We start from the raw sequence: 17741 nt of genomic DNA, 5'->3' as shown, positions 1-17741 counted from the left end.
CTATTGGTTCCCTTAATAGGAATTCAACGAACAGGGTTGTAATCCTTCTCGAACCATCATTTGGTTTGCAACTTGAATGTAGTAATCTTAAGTATAAACTCTACAGAACACACGTTTTGGTATACAATAAGATTTATGGTTTTTCTACATAAATTATTTTTAGGAGAAATGAATATGAATGGCACTACGCACGCAGCAATTGGAGCAGCAACAGGGTTTGTTGTGGCCAATTCATTTGCAGCCTCTCCGTCCGCAACACTCTTGCTTGTTGGATTAGGAGGAATTTCAGGGCTGATTCCTGACCTGGATATTGACGGGAAGCTTCGCGGCAAAATAACGTTGTCGCATAAGGTGATCAGTTTATCCGCCCAGGTCATTGGAATACTCATGATTTTGTACAGTTTTATTGAAAAAACGGCGACTGAAAGGTGGCTCGGACTCGGAATCGGAGTATTGATCAATGTGGTTGCATCGTTTATCAAGCAAAAACATATGCTGACGATTACCGGTGCTGCGGTCATTGCGGGAGGTTTTTCCTTGGACGAACTTTGGTTAATCTTGTTGGGAGTCTACGTTATTATCGCGTCCTTTTCTTCGCACCGCAGTTACACCCATTCCCTCTTAGGGGTTATCTTCTTCGGATTCATTGCTTATAAGCTGGAGGCCTCTCTCGGAATCCAGGGCGTTTTCTATACTTGTTTAGGAGGCTATGTCAGCCACCTAATCGCAGATTTAAAAATCCTGCCAATGAATAAACGTGGTATTAAGCTCCTCTTGCCTGTGTCATCGAAGGAACTATAATTTAAATACATATTTCCACTGTTTCAAAATTTCTAAAAAAATACAGTAAACCCTATCTTTAAAAGAAGACCAGGAACATACAACGTACGATTTTGCTAATAATAATGTGTAACCAAATTAGAGGAGGTTATCTCAATGAAGCAGAATCAACAGCAAAACAGAAACAACCTTACAAAATCATCAGGCACCAACTCCCGAAAAGTGAAACAAGATATACAGCAAGATGTAAACGCTGGACAAGGAGCCATGACTTCCCGTGAAGCAGGAGCAATGAGGGATTAAGAATTTTTTACTAGTAGACCGACATGAAATTTTGTCGGTCTAATTTAATTTTTGCTATTTGTTAACCTGTTTATATTATATGTACGAAAAAGCACTCATCTTTACTAAAGACGAGTGCCCGGTTTTTTCTTTGACTCACCCACCCAAATTCCTCTTATTCTCATAAGGAATATGGTGCGGCAAATTCCAGTTAAAACGGACGGATATGATCCTTAAGAATACAATAAGAATCAACAGGATCGCTGTCATGTAAGGCCCGCGTACCAAGCCTAAACCGATTGCGAAACCGGCGAGCGCTGCCCATAAAGCATAAATTTCAGAATGAAAAATCATTGGTTTTCGGCCCGCAAAGACATCACGTATCATCCCGCCACCAGCACCAGTAATGGTAGAGGCGATGATGACAGCTATAAAAGGCGCACTAACAGAAACTGCATAGTTCGCACCCTGGATCGCAAATGCCGCCAGACCAATCGCATCAAAAAAGACAATCCAATTTTTAATTTGGTCAAGCCATTTATTGGGCAACAGAAAGACAAGCGTAATCGCGAAAAAGGCTAGTTGAAATAAGTTCCCTTGCATCCACGTGTTTTCAATCGGAATTCCAATTAATAAGTTTCGGACAAGGCCTCCCCCGAAGGCAGTCGTAAACCCAAGAACGTAAATTCCAAGGATATCATAATCCTCTTCCCTGGCAATAAGGGCACCACTAATTGCGAAAGCAAGGGTACCAATGATATTTAGAATGTCCCATGTCAAAGCGCACCCCTCCTTTTACCGAGTTTATCCGTACTAGATGGAACTAAAAATCAGTGGAGAAAAAAACCTCCACTGACCTTTTCGTCACAAAACGACAACTCATTATAACTCAAAGAGGGTAAGGTTATCCAAGCCTATTTTTTCCTAGTCCAACCCATAGAAGCCACATACAACATGTCCGACTGCCTTGGCAGCGACAAGCAGCGCGTCTTCATCAATATCAAATTTAGGGTTATGGTTAAAATAAGGCTTCTCCACCCCTTTTGGAGTACAAGCAATGTAAAAGAAGCAAGAAGGGAATTTTTCCGCATAGTACGCAAAGTCTTCTGATGGCGGCATGGCTGGGAATTCCTTTACTTCCTTAATATTTTTATCATTCGCATTTTGGAGAATCTCAGCAACCATATTCGTTAAGGCCGGGTCATTGTATAACGGTGGATAATCATTCTCATAGGTCAGGTCACATGTTACGCCAAACTCTTCTTCAAGTCCCTTAACAAGGCGCTTAATCTCTTTCTCAATTGTTTCTCTTGTTTCAACAGCCATGTAACGGATGTCGCCTTCAAGTTCGACACTATCCTTGATGACATTGAATGTTCCCTTTCCATCAAATGAACCTATCGTAATAACACCGATTTCAAAAGGATTTAAGCGGCGGCTAACAATTGTTTGGGCAGCTGTAACAAAATGGGCACCTGCCACAATAGCATCATTCGCAAGATGGGGGGAAGAACCATGGCCGCCTTTACCTTGAATCTTTAATTTCATATAAGCCCTGCCGTTAAACGAATATCCAGCATGATAGCCAACAAGGCCGGCAGGACCCATCGGCAATAGATGGATGCCAAACACATGATCCAAATCATCAAGTACACCTGATTCAACAATGCTTTTTGCCCCGCCTGGTGGTACTTCCTCAGCATGCTGATGGATAATTTTTATCGTACCAGGAATCTCATCCTTCATTTGAATTAGACAATCGGCTAGTACGAGCAAGTAAGCGGTATGGCCATCATGGCCGCATGCATGCATGACACCTTCGTTCTTGGATTTAAAAGGCACATCTGCTTCTTCAACAATTGGCAGAGCATCGAAATCGGCCCGCAAACCGATCTTTTTCCCTGGCTTACCACCGTTAATGGTTACAACGATTCCGTAGCCATTTCCAACATTCGATTGAACTTCTACGTCCTTGCCTTTGTAAAAATCAAGGATATATTGAGCTGTTTTTTCTTCCTTAAAGGAAAGTTCAGGATTTTCATGTAGATGCCTCCGAATTTCAATAATTTCATCCTCGCGGGACTCCAGCATTTCCATTAATTTTTCTTTCATGATGTTTCCTACCCTTCTGTTTATTTGTAAAAACGCCACTGAATGTGGCGTTTTTTTCGCACTACTTATTTAAGGTATACACTTCCCGGTTGTTGCTGCCTCGATATTTTTTAGACGCAGACGTTTTACCGACACTTGCAGGACCAGGGAGAAAATTGAAATAAGAGATAGTATACCGAAAATAATGTTTACGATAATCCCATTTGTGCAGCTGCTTCAAAGCTTCGATTAGCACCAGTATATGGCATGTTTTTAAAGAACAGCAAAGTCATGACGACCTCTTTACTATTTTCCACGTTAATGAACACAATTAAACATACAATTGCGGTAGCCAAATGGCCGTTTGTTAACGGACTTGTCCAACCCAAATCAGATCCGAAGTTAATAAAACCATTCAAAGTGCAATAATGAATATAAATGCTTACAATAACAGCTTATCAAAAAAAGACACTGGGAAGGCCCAGTGCCTAATTCAGCTATTGGATTTTGTCGGTTTTTGATTAACTGTCCGTGTTGGCCTGTAGTTGTTTCTGGCTTTTAAATTGGACGCCCAGCCGATATTGGACTCATATTTCTGTGTGTATTCCTTTTGGACAAGCTCATGGAGCCGGTCCCTGTTTTTGGTCAACAATTCTTCCATTACTTGAAGCCGGCGCGTTGGGAAGCTTAGTCCGGCGAGAATCGTGGTGATGGATGGGTCTGTTTCTGAGATATAGGTTCCTTCGAACAGTTCGAGGGGTTCCCCGACCCTCTCGAAAATCGATGGGATGTTAATCAGTTTTGAGACATTCTCTGGTCCTTCATAGATCAATCCGGCACGGATGACGCCAGCCGATTCAACCGGGCAGAAAATCGAATTCGCCCATGATTGCTGGATTTTAAGGGATACTTCCGCAGTCGTTTTGGCATCTGTCACCGTGCTTGTGGAAATGACAGTCACACCTCGTGTGCTAAGAATATTCATGAGATCTGTCTCATCAAAATTCCCGTAAAGAGAGCTTTTCTGGGTTATTTGCAGGACATGGTTGATTGCTTCCACAACCTTGTGGTTTGAAGCCCGATAAATTTGCTGCTTGCTGGATTGGGGATTAGTCCTACGTAACTGGTCGTTGTCGACCAGAAAGGTGGATGAAATCCCTTCAATTTTGGACAATTCCTCAAGGCATTCCGCTGCATTGATCCGGTTGCCAGCAAGGACATTCCTTTCAGGCACGACAGCAATCGCTCCTACCTTCAGTTTTGGCAGCTGGTTCAGCAGGATTTCAATCAGGAGCGGGCTCATCCCCGAGCCGGTCCCACCGTCAGTGGAGAATGCCACAAACAGGAACTTTACTTTTTTGAATGACTTTTCAACAAACTCCACAATTTCCCTGTAATGATCGTGTACTGCCCGGGCACCGATCGACCGATCCTGTCCGGCCCCGTTATACCCTGGAACAAAATACTTGTTTTCAACCCTCATATTGACTTGCCCGTCACGCTTGTTCGTATTGATAAGTGCGGTTGGAAAGCCCAAGGCCGATGCCGCCTCCGCAATATTGCCACCTGCCTGGCCTACGCCCAAGATTCCAATTGGTTTCACCAAATCCCCCTCCTTATCTAATTAAATAATACTCACTAGTTCAGAATTTAGACTAATCTTCTGGAATATAAAAAATAGGCCTTTATTGATACTACTTTTATTCCAGAAATGTATTTAGGGACCCTAAATATACCAGTCTATTTTCTCATTTTAACCTACTATCAGGGTTATTGATTTAAACTCGCCGTTTTATCAACTACACTCATGTTGTAAGCCCTTACATTTTTGTGAGAAAGGAGGTTTCACGGAAGATTTTGATAAACTTGAATCAAGAGGAGGAAAACAATTGAAGAAACTAAGTACCCTTATTAGCACTTTTGTTTTAGCTTCTACTCTTGTATTGCCGCTTGCGGCAACAGCCAAATCTCCGAACGACTTCAACTACCCAGACCCGCCTACAGAAAAAGCAAGGAAAGGCATGGTTCAACGGATCATTGCCCAGATGTCGGATAAAGAAAAAATCGGACAGCTTGTGATGCCTTCCACCCATGATAACTCAAATCGAATGCCAGATGAACGCAGTGAAAAATTAATAAAGGAATACAATGTTGGCTCTGTGATTGTTTACGGAAACAGGGACGCCAAAAAAACAGCTGAAAATAACAATCAGCTGCAGAAATGGGCTTCTGAGACACGCTTACATATCCCGTTATTCATTTCGGCTGACCTGGAATATGGTTCTGTTCAGCATGTCACTGATGGGACTGCCTTTCCGCGCCAAATGGGGATTGGAGCCACGAGGGATTTAAAGGCTGCTGAAGAAGTTGCGAAGATTACAGCAATTGAGTCAAAAGCAACAGGGTTCAATTGGAACTACTCGCCGGTTGCTGATGTCAATACAAATCCAGCCAACCCTGTCATCGGTGTCAGGTCTTTTGGCGAAAGAACGGACCTTGTATCCCAAATGACTGTTGCCCAGATAAAAGGCTATCAGGAAAATGGAGTCGTTGCTACAGCGAAGCATTTCCCCGGCCATGGTGATACAAGTGTCGATTCGCATTATGGCCTCGCCGCTGTCACCTATGACCGTAAAACGCTTGAGGAAGTACATTTGCCACCTTTTAAGGCTGCAATTGATGCCGGGGTTGATTCTATTATGACTGCTCACGTCATTATAGAAGCGATTGACCCTGAGCTCCCTGCGACTCTTTCCAAAAAGGTACTGACGGGACTTTTGCGTGAAGAAATGGGCTTCAAGGGTATTATCGTGACAGATGCGATGAGCATGGATGCCATTGACAAGGAATGGGGAGCCGGGGAGGCTGGCGTTATGGCTATTAATGCGGGAGCCGATATCGTCATGGCAACCGGAACTTACGCACAGCAGCTTGAAACCTATGATGCCTTATATGCTGCATTGAAATCCGGTGAATTGACGAAAAAACGAGTGAACGAATCCCTGGAACGGATTCTAATGGCAAAGTATAAATATGATTTATTCAATGACCGCTACGTCGATCCTGCAACCGCGACAAAGGTCGTCAATTCACCTGCCTTTAAGGAAGCGGCTGCCGAAGTTGCAAGAAAGTCCATTACAGTTTTGAAAAATGATGGAGTCCTCCCTTTTGACGCATCTGCTGACAAAACCACCCTGGTGATTGGGCCGAGAATTTACAATTCCTCCAGTCAAATGAATGGCGTTATTCAGGCTGTTAAGACAAAATCCTCAGGTGCAGTAGTGAGTGCGATTACCGCTACCAATCCATCTGATGCGGAGATTGCAAATGCTGTGCAATTGGCGTCTCAAGCCGAAAGGGTAATTGTGGCGACGTTCTCGCCAGGCGAACTCGCTTCCGGTCAGACAAAGCTAGTGAAAGCATTAAAGGCGACCGGAAAGCCTGTAGTTGTTCTGTCGCTGGGATTGCCATATGATATCAAGCATTTCCCTGAAGTTGATGCTTATTTGGCGTCATACGCAATTGAACGTTGGGGCTCCCCTGTTCCGACATCCTGGAATGCGGCAGTCGATGTGATCTTTGGAACCCAACCAGGAGGCAAACTTCCTGTTAACATTGAAGGTTTTTATCACTTTGGCGATGGCTTAACTTACTAATTGAGGATTGGTTTACGGGAGGCATCTTTATAAAAGGGAAACAACCGGAAATGGATTGAGTTGGGACATTCATGAAGTAGATGAACGGCCAATGAAGTGTTAATTTCTTTGGCCGTTCAGTTTGAGGGTAGCACCCAATATAATCGTATGATCTATCCAAAGGGCTGTCGCATGAAGATTTCCGAGTTCACAAACACTATATCCATATTGATTATAATCCCGGGTCAAACTCTTTAGGAACTCATTAAGAATAGACGAAGGAATTGCCAACCTGAAACCGCAAGCGGAATGATAGATAACAATTTTAGCCATCTTTTTTTAGCAATAAATCCGAATGCTAGAATTACTAATCCCAATATAAATACTCCTAAAATCGTTAACGTTGTCATAGCTTTCCCCCCTTTCAAAAAAACTCACCATCAAATCCTTTTTTATTTCATTAATGCCGGGAAACCGGTAATTATGTCATTTTTTTAGACACAACAGAAGAACCATTGTGGTATTCAATAGAAGCAGTCTATTGATTTTCCCAACTTATCCAAAGTATTTATTACAATAGCCGCAGTATTAATATGTATATGGGGTCAAACCCAAATTTTCCTAAAGGAGTGAGGTTCAGATGGATCGAAAATTCAAGATCATTGGATTGCTTTTTGCATCTTTGTCGCTTGTCATATCGTCTGGTGTGGCAGCTGCTAAAAGTGACGCTCTTCAGAAATACTTAGGTAGGAATGAGGAAAGCGTTGAATCACAGTTACAAACGTTAGAAACAAAACAGCTTATTGATGAAATTGATGCAATTGCTTCTACAGAAGAAACGGATGATAAATTAATGCCCTTTGTTTCAGCACTTTTTGAAAAGAAAAATAAGGTTCAGGATTCGGAGTTATTAAAAGTCATTAAAGACAAAACCAAAGCGGATAAAACCCGGGAGGCAATGGTTGATTTATATCTGCACAAACATGAAATGGAACCAATAACAGCTGAATTCAAAGAGCTTCTTAAAAGTCCTGATGTTAACGAAAGAGTAAAGACTAAAATTGTGGCTGGAGCCCGCTTTACTGAGAAAGACGTTCATCTCTTAAAAGAATTAATAGCAAAAGATGATGCCCTCGTAGCTTTCCATAGCTTAAAACAACTAAGTAATACAAATGCAAATGAAGCCTTCACCATTGCGAGTGAAATCCTTTCCAACCTTGATGTTGCCTCAAAAGATAAAGTTTCCGCCGCGCTAAAATCCACAGCCCAGTATTTAAAAAAGCATCCCTCAAACCACAAAAATTACGCAAAGACAGAAGAAGACTTCCTAAATTTAAGTTTTAAAATTATTGATACAAATGACGATGCCTATCTAAAAGATTCAGCTTTCTTTGCTGTATCTGATTTACAAAGTAAAAAAGCCATCAAAAAAATCATTGAAAGCAAGTCCATTGATAAAGAGTTAAAGGTATTCGCGATTGATCAAAACTTCGCTACATTAAAGGAAATGCTGCAAACTAATCCAACAGAATCCGATATTAAGGTAGTCATTGAAGCAATGAATTTATATCCAATTGTCGATTTGGCAAAACCACTTGATGATGCCATTAAGACAATAAAGAATCCGCAGTTGAAACAGGAAGCTAATGCCGCCATAAATTTAATGAAAGAACAAGGTGTAACAGGAAATGAAAAATGGTTGGATAAAAACTAAAAATTGCGAGGTGATTAAAATGAAAAAACACATTAGGAAAATTGCGGTATTACTTTTCACATTAGCGTTGTTGGCCCCATTGTTTTCAAATCCAGCGGAAGCGGCTACCGGTTATCAAGGATATGCCATTTACCGGGATGGAGTGTTTTATGGTTATGATTGGCACGCTGGAATGATGGATGATCCATATAGAGATACTACTTCTCTTCCGGTTATCCATGCACCTGGATCAGGCAGTATTGTAAGCTGGGATAGTTGGAGTAATTTCATGAAAGGCAATAATTTCAAAGGTGTTTACAGACCCAATAAGGCACCTACTTCGGCGGATCGAGATTTATTTGTATCAATGGGCAGAAAATTAAGAACTGAAAATATATCCTATAATGTCGCTTACCAAGTGTATTATGACACTGGGAGTTCTGGTACTTGGGTCGATCCAAGCGAAATTACATCCATGCGCTGTGACGGAGTCGTTGAATATATTTATGAATGGTATGGTTTCAGAATCTACGGCAGTGACACCTATTGGGATGTAACAAAGAACTCGTTTTGGGGGCGGGACCATCATAGCGGCACAGCCATTACACCAAAAAAACAAGTGGGTTATATGACTTTGGTAAAAAGCACAGCCCCTTAAAAGTTGTTGTTCATTTAGGTGATAATTGATTGAAAACATTTCGCTAACCACAAGATGAGCAGCCCAATGCCGTTTCGTTTTGGGCTGCTTTTTGGTGTGTTCGTTATATTTTTTGTACTTAAAACTGCTTTTGTTCTTGGTTGTCAGGACATTGCGCTCTTGGAGGCAACTGCCTCCTCCGCCATCTTCCTCAGTTTGTACTTCTGTATCTTCCCTGACGCGGTTGTCGGGAACGCTTCGCAAAATTCAATATACCTTGGCACCTTGTAACGGGCTATTTTTCCGAGGCAGAATTGGCGAATTTCTTCTACTGTCGCGGTTTGCCCTTCCTTAAGCTGGATCCAGGCCATCACTTCTTCCCCGAATTTTTCATCCGGGACCCCTACGATTTGGACGTCAAGAACGGCCGGGTGCTGATAAAGGAATTCCTCAATTTCACGAGGGTAGATGTTTTCGCCGCCGCGGATGATCATATCCTTAAGGCGGCCGGTGACCCGGCAGTAGCCGTTTTCATCCATGACAGCAAGGTCACCTGTGTGCAGCCAGCCGTCCTTGTCGATTGCTTCGGCGGTCGCTTCGGGATTTTTGTAATACCCTTTCATGACATGGTAGCCTCGTGTGCACAATTCGCCCTGCTCCCCGTACATCACTTCTTCGTTCGTTACTGGGTCGACGATTCTCACTTCAACGTTCGGGAGCGCTTTGCCGACCGAGGAAACGCGTAGCTCAATCGGGTCGTCTGTCCGCGTTTGCGTGATGACCGGCGATGCTTCCGTCTGGCCATAGCAAATCGTAATTTCAGATGCGCCCATTTTTTCGATGACCGCTTTCATGACTTCGATTGGGCAATTGGACCCCGCCATGACGCCTGTCCGAAGGCTTGATAGGTCGTATTTTTCAAAATCGGGATGGTTAAGTTCGGCGATGAACATCGTCGGAACACCATGCAGCGCGGTGCAGCGTTCCTTTTCTACCGCTTCAAGCACCTTTTTCGGGTCGAACTCCTGGACGGGAACCATCGTCGCGCCGACCGAAACACAAGCGAGCGTCCCAATGACGCAGCCGAAGCAATGGAAAAACGGCACAGGAATGCAGAGCCTGTCCGCTGCTGTCAGCTTCATGCACTCCGCGATGTTAATGGCATTATTGACGAGGTTGTTGTGGGTGAGCATGACGCCTTTCGGGAACCCGGTCGTACCGGATGTGTACTGCATGTTGATTGGGTCATCCGGGTCAAGCGATCCCATCCTTCTATTGAGCTCCTCGTCGGATACTTCATCCTTTAGCGCAAGGATATCGTCCCAATGCAGCATGCCCGGATAGCGGTTGTCCCCGAGTACGATGACATTTTTTAAAAAAGGAAGGTTCTTCGACTTCAGCTTTCCTGGTTCTGACGTTTTCAATTCGGGCGCGATTTCATAGAGCATGTCGATGTAGGACGCACCCCTGTAATTCTCCATAAGGATCAACGTTGTTGAATCGGACTGCTTCAGCAGGTATTCGAGTTCCGCCGTCCGGTAGCTCGTGTTGACGGTGACGAGGACGGCCCCCATCTTCCCAGTCGCGAACTGTGCCGTCACCCATTCGGGCCGGTTCGTCGCCAAGATGGCCACATGCTCCCCTGTTTCGATGCCAAGCTTCATCAATCCCTTTGCCACATCCCGGCACAGCTTTTCAAACTCTCCGTATGTATAGCGCAACCCCCTGTCTGGATAAACAACTGCATCTCGCTCCGGCTGCCTCACAGCGGTTTCCTCTAGAAGCTTGCCGACTGAAATGTTCATTTTCTCCGCCATTTCTACCGCCTCCATTGATAAGAAGTTGATTAGTTTAAGAATCGTAAAGTGAATATCATTTTTTCATTGTATATTTTAGTAATATTATAATTGGAAAATTCAGATATTACATCTTTGAATAGGTTGTTTCCCAACTTTCTTATAAAAATGAGTTTTATTTACAGTGAATCCACCAATTTCATTAGCAATCCATGAGAAACCGGACATGCTGTTGGATGATAAAATGTAGACATAAAGGAGGCTGAATATGGACAGTGTAATCCTGATGATGAATGTGCGAGAAAACCAGGGAGGAGAGTCAGTCGCATGGCAAAGATCGTTTTCGCATTGAACCAGTCTCTGGACGGGTTCGTCGACCACGACCACCCGGCATTTCAGCCCGACCCCGTGCTATTCCGTCATTTCATCGACGACGTGCGCGGCATGGCGGGCTGCCTGTACGGGCGCCGCATGTACGAGACCATGCGGTATTGGGACGGAGACCATTTAGAATGGGATGCACCTGAACGGGAATACGCAGCGGCGTGGCAAAGCAAACCGAAGTGGGTGGTGTCCAGGACGTTAAAGTCCGTCGGTCCGAACGCTTCTCTGATCGAGGGCGACCTCGCAGCGGCCATACGTGTGCTGAAGGCTCAGCATGAAGGGGAGATTGAAGTTGCCGGGCCGGAGTTGGCGCACAGTCTAACGGAGCTCGGTCTCGTTGATGAGTATCGGCTCTATCTCCATCCAGTCGTGTTGGGTCACGGCAAGCCGTTCTTCGCAGGTCCGCGGCCGCCGCTGCGCCTCGTGGCAAGCGAAAGGATTGGCGAGCAGGTGATCAGGTTGACCTACGTTCCAGCTTAATTGTGTGGCTGACCCAGCGGCCTAAAGGGTACATTACTTTAATAGGGATTCTCCGACTGTAGCGGCAGTCAGAGGATCCCTTATTCTTTGAAATTTGTTCAGTTATGCGAAATGACGTAGTTTTTTATGGGATTGGCGATTGACCTAACGGAGAACGATAGAATAAACCGCCATTTCAACTAAGGCAGTTTTCTTATGGTCAAATATCTACATTAGAAATTAACATAGCCATTTTAAAAAAGGGTTTTTCGAGTTAATGCCGAATAGTGTAGAGAGTACAATATGTTTGGAGGCACTAGCTTTGTTACTTTACAATTGATTTTTATCAACTTCCCGGTCATTTTTTTAAAAAAAACAGGAGTTGATAAAATGAATTACAAACATACGATTGATGGCATTACCTCTGATTTGCTACACGGTTTTTTCGTTGGCTGGCCGAATCCGCCTAGCCCGGAAACGCACTTGAAGCTGCTTGGGAACAGCAGCCATATTGTGATTGCGGTTGACGATAATAAAGTTGTCGGCTTTATAACGGCAACAAGTGACGGCGTCCTATCCGCCTACATCCCCTTCCTCGAAGTGCTGCCGGAATACCAAGGCAAAGGTATCGGGAAGGAACTTGTAAAACGGATGCTCGAACAACTCGGCAGCATTTACATGATTGACCTTTGCTGCGAAGACGACCTCGTCCCTTTTTATGAAAAGATCGGGATGTTCAGGTCGAACGGCATGCTTTTCCGGAATTATGATAGGCAGTCGGGGGTTTAGGAATCGCAATGTGAATGAATAACAATAACCCGCGTCTCACCTCTGATGAGTCGCGCGAGAAAATGTACTGTTATATGATTCGTATCGGGTTGGAAGAGATTTATAACACAGTTATCCTCAACGAAATCGGCTATGACATTGAGTGGGTTGCGAATCGATTGAAAGACATCATTGATAATAAACTATAAAATGCGTTTGCGGCTTTGAAAACCGCGGTGGAAAATCAATTGGATACTGGGTCTAAAAGACATTAGGCAAAAAAGGCTTAGAGAATCTTCTCTAAGCCCATTTATTTTTAATTGCTTGTTCAACTCGGACCAGATCGTTGAGGAAGTTTAAAAAGAAAAACAGTTCTCCTTATTAGGGCTGTTTATTTGCTTAGTTAGATAATTTACCTTTTAACATCATAATGCAATTCAATAAATTGATTAAATTTCTTCGTTCCTTTCAGAGAAAGGTCTAGTTGGTGATTTCCTTCCTTAAATAAAGGGATTCCGTTACCTATTATAGTTGGAGCAATGGTTATAATGAACTCATCCACTAAATCCTCTTGAATAAAAGAATTTAACAATTCACCTCCACCGACTAACCAAATGTTTTTACCGACTTTGTTTTTTAGTTTATTCACAAATTTATTTATGTCATTATTAACAAACTTCACATTCTCGAGATCCTTATAAGAAGATCTTGTAAACACATAGCATTCCTTATTTTTATACGGGAACTCCTTAATTTCTTGTTTCATTACCCAATCGTAAGTTTTTTTACCCATTAAAACTGTATCAACCGTATCCAAAAACTCCGAAAAGCCATTATCACCTTCTCCTTCTACTTTAAATAACCACTCAAGAGATTCATCTTTTGTAGCAATATATCCATCTAAACTCGATGCAATAAATAATACGACTTTTCGATTTTGATTCATAATATTTCTCCTTTCCTTAGCTTTAAAAAAAGTATATTATCAATACACGACACCTTTTGTCATATAAAAATAATTAATTCGTAATTTCATCGAAGGGGTGGATTTAATGAGAGCAGATAGATTAATGAATATTATGATTTTGTTACAGAACAGAGGGAAAATGACGGCAAAAGAATTAGCTAATGAACTAGAGGTATCAGATAGAACCATCCTTAGAGACATGGATGCATTAAGTACTGCAGGGGTACCCATTGTCTCTGATAGGGGAAAAAAGGGAGGATGGCGTCTGTTAGACAACTTCCGCAGTAAATTAAGTGGATTAAATACAGATGACATAAAAACTCTATTCCTCTTCCCTTCAAGAAAATTACTTGAAGACTTAGGATTAAATAGCCAAGCAATAGATACCAGACAAAAATTACTTGCAGCAATCCCAGGGACTTTTCGAGATGAAGCACAGGCGATGTGGGAAAGAATTCATATAGATTCGGGCACTTGGCGACAATCCAAAGAAAAAGTGCATGCACTTAATACCGTGCAACAAGCAGTTTGGGATAGTAAAAAGCTGAAAATTCACTATGAACAGGTAGATGGGGAGCAAAAAGAAAGGTTAATTGAACCATTAGGATTGGTGGCAAAAGGGAATAAGTGGTACCTTGTTGCTGCAAAAAATGGAGAACTACGTAATTATAGGGTATCACGTATACACAATGCAAAAGTTGAAAATGAAACTTTTAAAAGACCACTTAATTTCAATTTAGCGGCATACTGGGAACAATCAAAAGTAGAGTTTGTACAAAATTTACCGAAATATGATGTACAAGTAGAAATACATCCAGAAATTATTAAAAGAATTAATTATACAGGTAAGTTTGTTAAAGTTATAGAAACAGAAAATCCAATTGTAGACAAATGGATACCTGCGACTCTAAGATTTAATGATGAGCAAGAGGCTATAGAGTTTATATTGGGTTTTGCAAACAAAATAAAGGTCGTTTCACCAAAAGATCTTCCGGATAAAGTCGTATCGTTAGCCAAGTCCGTTATTGATTTTTACAATAATGAATAAAAGGTCTTTATTGAATAATACATGTTTTCTTGACATTTCCTTAATGCGGGTGGTGACAGCTTCACTGGTACTACCCCTTTAAGTACATTCCATCACAAATTCATTTAATGGACTGAACAAAAGAAATGAGTAATTCATTAAATTCCTCATAATTATCATAATTTGCATTATGAGAGGCATTAGAAATAATTCTCAGTGGATACCCTGTCTTTTCTGCCCAATTATTACAGTATTTTTTAACATAACCTGTATTGTCATATTCTCCATAAGTAATCAAAACTGGACAATTAAATTGAACTTCATCTTCTATCTTCAAAAACTCACCATATACCGCACTAGCCGCTTTCAACATGTCCTTTTTACCCAAACTAACTAATGATTTGTACATGCTTTCCTTAGCTTCATCAGTTACCGTAATTGCTTTGGCACCTACTTTACAGTAGTAACTATAGGGGTACAGTCTGGCGATGGTAGAATAATGTTTTATCCAAAACATTTCCGACTTCTTATAATAACTTTTACCAAATGGCGTTGTGCCTATACCTATGAACCCTATCACTTTATCACTATATTCCTGAATAAAGGACTGAGCAATATAACCTCCGGCTGACTGCCCCACTAAGACTATCTTTTCTATATTCTCCTGTTTGAGTATAGTTAACAGCTCTTTATTTACATTCACGAAAGAGAAATCTTTATAGGGTCTTGATTTTCCATGTAAAGGGTAATCCCAAGATATTAACTTATATTTAGAAGATAGCTGCTCAAATTGCTTATCAAAAAGGGTGTGGTCCGCTGTTAATCCGTGGCAAAAAACAATTGCAAATTTCTGTGGGACAGCCATTTCATTTGTCCAGTAATAAACCGTACCGTTAGATGAGTGAATATTTCTCTCAATCATTTACTATCCCTCCCTATAATAGCTATCAGTTTATATTTGTCATTTTGCTATTCCATTATAAACCTGTGTTCACATATAATACTAAATAAACCTACCTCTTGGCATATTAATCCATATAGTGAAATTATTCTACTACTTTCAATCCGAAAAGGATAAAACAACTGTGTAATGTTCTATTATCCTTATTTTTGAATAGAATTATGTAAGTTTTACTAGACTGGACCCTTGAAGGAGATTTGATATGAACACGATTGCCTTCATAAAGAAAACTAAAACACGTTGGCTGACACGAGTTTTGTGGTTGGTGACCGCCTGTTTTGCGATTTATTTTTTTATATTGGATTTTCCTTTTCGGCTTGAAATGTATAGTTCCGTATGCGGTGATGAGACGATTTGCCTCGAGACTGGACAGCTTAACCGCGACGAGGCACGGCAGTTAAGCCAAATGGGATTGTCCCTGGATGCCTTCGCAGGTTTTAAAATTTTTCTGGAAATCGTGAAAGTGTTTGTCTATTTTAGCGTTTCATCCCTGTTGCTTTTCCGTAAAGAGCAGCCTTGGTTCAACCTCTATGTCTCCCTCGTATTCCTTTCACTGGGAATCGGTCTTTCCTACAATTTTCTAGCAGATCATCCAACGCATTTCATCATGTACCATTTTATTAGCAATTTCGGCGCAACCTACCTTGTTTTGTTCTATTTGCTCCCGGATGGGAAGTTTGTCCCTAAATGGACCTTTGCCATCGCCGTGTTTTGGATCATGGTAGGTGTCTTTTCGGTTTATTTTAAAGGAAGTGTTATGGATGTGGAGAATTGGCCCATTTGGCTTGGGGCAGTTTTCTGGATATCCTTTCATGTCATTTTGATTTTTTCACAAATTTATCGATACAGGAAAAGGTCCGATGCCATTATTCGGCATCAAATGAAGTGGTATGTATACAGTATTATCATGTACGTGATTGCCCTGCTGCTGTTGAATTTCGTTGGCCCGCTTAGCATTTCACTAAAAATGGCAACGGAATTCGTCTATGCATTGAGTTCAATATTGATTCCTTTATCCATCGGTTTTGCCATTTTCAAATACAGATTATGGGACATTAATATCATCATTCATCGAACAGTTCTATACGGGATTCTCAGTATCCTCGTTGTACTTTTTTACAGCGTAAGCGTCAGTGTATTGAGCCGGTATATCGTTGAAAAGGATAAAATGATCTCCTCTTTGATCACGGCAGGTATCCTTGCTTTTTGTTTTCAGCCGGTAAAAGTAAAACTCCAATCTTTTGTGAACCGCCTCGTGTATGGGGACCGGGATAATCCCCTATTCATCCTGACACAGTTGAATTCGATCTTAACGGCCGCAAGCAGCATGGAAAAGGTCCTTCCTTTAGTCGCCACGACATTGGCGAAAACTTTGAAAATTCCGTATGTGGCGATACGGCTAATTGAGCAGGAAAACTCGTATATCGCTGCCTCTTACGGAAAACCAAGTGAGGTGGACAGGGAAATTCCTCTATTTTATCAGGGGAATCGGCTCGGTTCATTATTGCTCTCGAGCCGGGATTCGCTTGAACCATTTAGGCCGTCGGATATGAAGCTTCTCGACGGCCTGGCGCAACAGGTTGGTATTGTTGCCCAATCGATTATGCTCCACAAGGATTTGCAGCGGTCGCGGAGCCAGCTAGTACTAGCCAGGGAAGAAGAACGGCGAAGGTTGCGCAGGGATTTGCATGACGGGCTAGGACCTAGTTTGGCTAGCATAAAAATGAAGCTGGATGTAGCGGAATCATTTATTGAAGGGAAGCCTGAAAGCACCGCGAAAATCATCCATGAGACCGGGAACCAATTAAAGAAAATGATTGAAGAAATCAGGACCCTGGTCTATTCCCTTCGCCCCCCTGTCCTCGATGAACTGGGTCTAGTTGCGGCGATTCGGGAAATGTGCAACCACTATAGCCAGTCAGAAATAAACTTTTCAGTCGTTTCGATTCCGGAACCCTTGCCCGCTTTGCCGGCTGCCGCTGAAATAGCGGTGTACCGGATTGCACAGGAAGCCATTACGAATGTGGTCCGCCACTCGTCCGCAAATGAGTGCTCGATTACGATAGATGCTGAAAATGAGAATTTGCTGCATGTGAAAATTATGGACAACGGCATCGGAATACCCGTTGAGACTTTTAAAAAAGGCATTGGTTTTCACTCGATGAAAGAGCGCGCGGATGAGCTTGGAGGAACTACAATCATTGAGAACTTGCCAGATGGAGGCTTAAAAGTTTTTGCGAAAATACCAATCAAATAGAGGT

General features: G+C 42.2%; 17 protein-coding genes. 10 read left to right on the top strand and 7 right to left on the bottom strand.

Annotated features, from left to right (window positions below; genetic code table 11):
• The first annotated feature begins 174 nt into the window (after positions 1-174).
• On the top strand, positions 175-801 hold the full coding sequence (locus V1499_RS11075; RefSeq protein WP_409276129.1) for a metal-dependent hydrolase: 627 nt from the start codon (positions 175-177) through the stop codon (positions 799-801).
• Between the two features lie 135 nt (positions 802-936).
• The gene (locus V1499_RS11070; RefSeq protein ID WP_409276128.1) at positions 937-1083 is read left to right on the top strand and encodes a hypothetical protein; all 147 of its coding nucleotides are present in this window, start codon (positions 937-939) and stop codon (positions 1081-1083) included.
• 135 nt (positions 1084-1218) lie between these two features.
• Here the strand turns inward: V1499_RS11070 and V1499_RS11065 are convergent, their stop codons facing one another.
• From V1499_RS11065 to V1499_RS11055, 3 genes are all read right to left on the bottom strand, one after another.
• Positions 1219-1842, bottom strand: a complete 624-nt coding sequence (locus tag V1499_RS11065; protein WP_409276127.1) for a trimeric intracellular cation channel family protein — start codon at positions 1840-1842, stop codon at positions 1219-1221.
• Positions 1843-1986: 144 nt separating this feature from the next.
• Positions 1987-3174, bottom strand: a complete 1188-nt coding sequence (locus V1499_RS11060) for an amidohydrolase (protein WP_409276126.1) — start codon at positions 3172-3174, stop codon at positions 1987-1989.
• 472 nt (positions 3175-3646) lie between these two features.
• Positions 3647-4756: a tubulin-like doman-containing protein gene (locus V1499_RS11055; RefSeq protein WP_409276125.1), complete on the bottom strand. Its 1110-nt coding sequence runs from the start codon at positions 4754-4756 to the stop codon at positions 3647-3649.
• Positions 4757-5042: 286 nt separating this feature from the next.
• On the opposite strand from V1499_RS11055, the gene V1499_RS11050 reads away from it, so the two are divergent.
• Positions 5043-6809, top strand: coding sequence for a glycoside hydrolase family 3 protein (locus tag V1499_RS11050; RefSeq protein WP_409276124.1), 1767 nt, complete (start codon positions 5043-5045; stop codon positions 6807-6809).
• 233 nt (positions 6810-7042) lie between these two features.
• Here V1499_RS11050 and V1499_RS11045 read toward each other — a convergent pair whose 3' ends face one another.
• A complete protein-coding gene (locus tag V1499_RS11045) occupies positions 7043-7198 on the bottom strand; it encodes a hypothetical protein (RefSeq protein WP_409276123.1) in 156 nt (51 codons plus the stop codon).
• Positions 7199-7428: 230 nt separating this feature from the next.
• Between V1499_RS11045 and V1499_RS11040 the strand changes: the two genes are divergently transcribed.
• The gene (locus V1499_RS11040; protein ID WP_409276122.1) at positions 7429-8502 is read left to right on the top strand and encodes a hypothetical protein; all 1074 of its coding nucleotides are present in this window, start codon (positions 7429-7431) and stop codon (positions 8500-8502) included.
• On the top strand, positions 8477-9139 hold the full coding sequence (locus V1499_RS11035) for a hypothetical protein (protein WP_409276121.1): 663 nt from the start codon (positions 8477-8479) through the stop codon (positions 9137-9139). The genes V1499_RS11040 and V1499_RS11035 overlap by 26 nt, the downstream gene beginning before the upstream one ends.
• 143 nt (positions 9140-9282) lie before the next feature.
• On the opposite strand, the gene V1499_RS11030 is transcribed toward V1499_RS11035, so the two are convergent.
• Entirely contained in the window at positions 9283-10935 is a 1653-nt protein-coding gene (locus V1499_RS11030; RefSeq protein WP_409276120.1) for an AMP-binding protein, read from the bottom strand.
• A gap of 306 nt (positions 10936-11241) precedes the next feature.
• Between V1499_RS11030 and V1499_RS11025 the strand changes: the two genes are divergently transcribed.
• The 3 genes from V1499_RS11025 to V1499_RS11015 all read left to right on the top strand — a co-directional run bounded on the left by V1499_RS11025 (position 11242) and on the right by V1499_RS11015 (position 12734).
• Positions 11242-11778: a dihydrofolate reductase family protein gene (locus V1499_RS11025; RefSeq protein WP_409276119.1), complete on the top strand. Its 537-nt coding sequence runs from the start codon at positions 11242-11244 to the stop codon at positions 11776-11778.
• A 369-nt stretch (positions 11779-12147) separates the two neighbouring features.
• Complete coding sequence (locus tag V1499_RS11020) at positions 12148-12546, top strand: GNAT family N-acetyltransferase (RefSeq protein ID WP_409276118.1); 399 nt, start codon at positions 12148-12150, stop codon at positions 12544-12546.
• A 62-nt stretch (positions 12547-12608) separates the two neighbouring features.
• Positions 12609-12734: a hypothetical protein gene (locus tag V1499_RS11015; RefSeq protein WP_409276117.1), complete on the top strand. Its 126-nt coding sequence runs from the start codon at positions 12609-12611 to the stop codon at positions 12732-12734.
• Between the two features lie 203 nt (positions 12735-12937).
• On the opposite strand, the gene V1499_RS11010 is transcribed toward V1499_RS11015, so the two are convergent.
• A complete protein-coding gene (locus V1499_RS11010; protein ID WP_409276116.1) occupies positions 12938-13471 on the bottom strand; it encodes a dihydrofolate reductase family protein in 534 nt (177 codons plus the stop codon).
• Between the two features lie 106 nt (positions 13472-13577).
• On the opposite strand from V1499_RS11010, the gene V1499_RS11005 reads away from it, so the two are divergent.
• Positions 13578-14540: a helix-turn-helix transcriptional regulator gene (locus tag V1499_RS11005; RefSeq protein ID WP_409276115.1), complete on the top strand. Its 963-nt coding sequence runs from the start codon at positions 13578-13580 to the stop codon at positions 14538-14540.
• A 100-nt stretch (positions 14541-14640) separates the two neighbouring features.
• Here the strand turns inward: V1499_RS11005 and V1499_RS11000 are convergent, their stop codons facing one another.
• The gene (locus V1499_RS11000; RefSeq protein WP_409276114.1) at positions 14641-15441 is read right to left on the bottom strand and encodes an alpha/beta fold hydrolase; all 801 of its coding nucleotides are present in this window, start codon (positions 15439-15441) and stop codon (positions 14641-14643) included.
• A 241-nt stretch (positions 15442-15682) separates the two neighbouring features.
• Here V1499_RS11000 and V1499_RS10995 point away from each other — a divergent pair, with 241 nt between their 5' ends.
• Positions 15683-17737 (top strand): sensor histidine kinase, encoded by a 2055-nt coding sequence (locus V1499_RS10995; RefSeq protein WP_409276113.1) that lies wholly within the window; start codon positions 15683-15685, stop codon positions 17735-17737.
• Positions 17738-17741 lie beyond the last annotated feature (4 nt).

It is taken from the genome of Neobacillus oceani (assembly GCF_046237595.1).
Lineage (GTDB): Bacteria > Bacillota > Bacilli > Bacillales > Cytobacillaceae > Bacillus_D > Bacillus_D oceani.
Note: the sequence above shows the minus strand (reverse complement) of the source record. Positions and strands in the feature narration are given on the sequence as shown.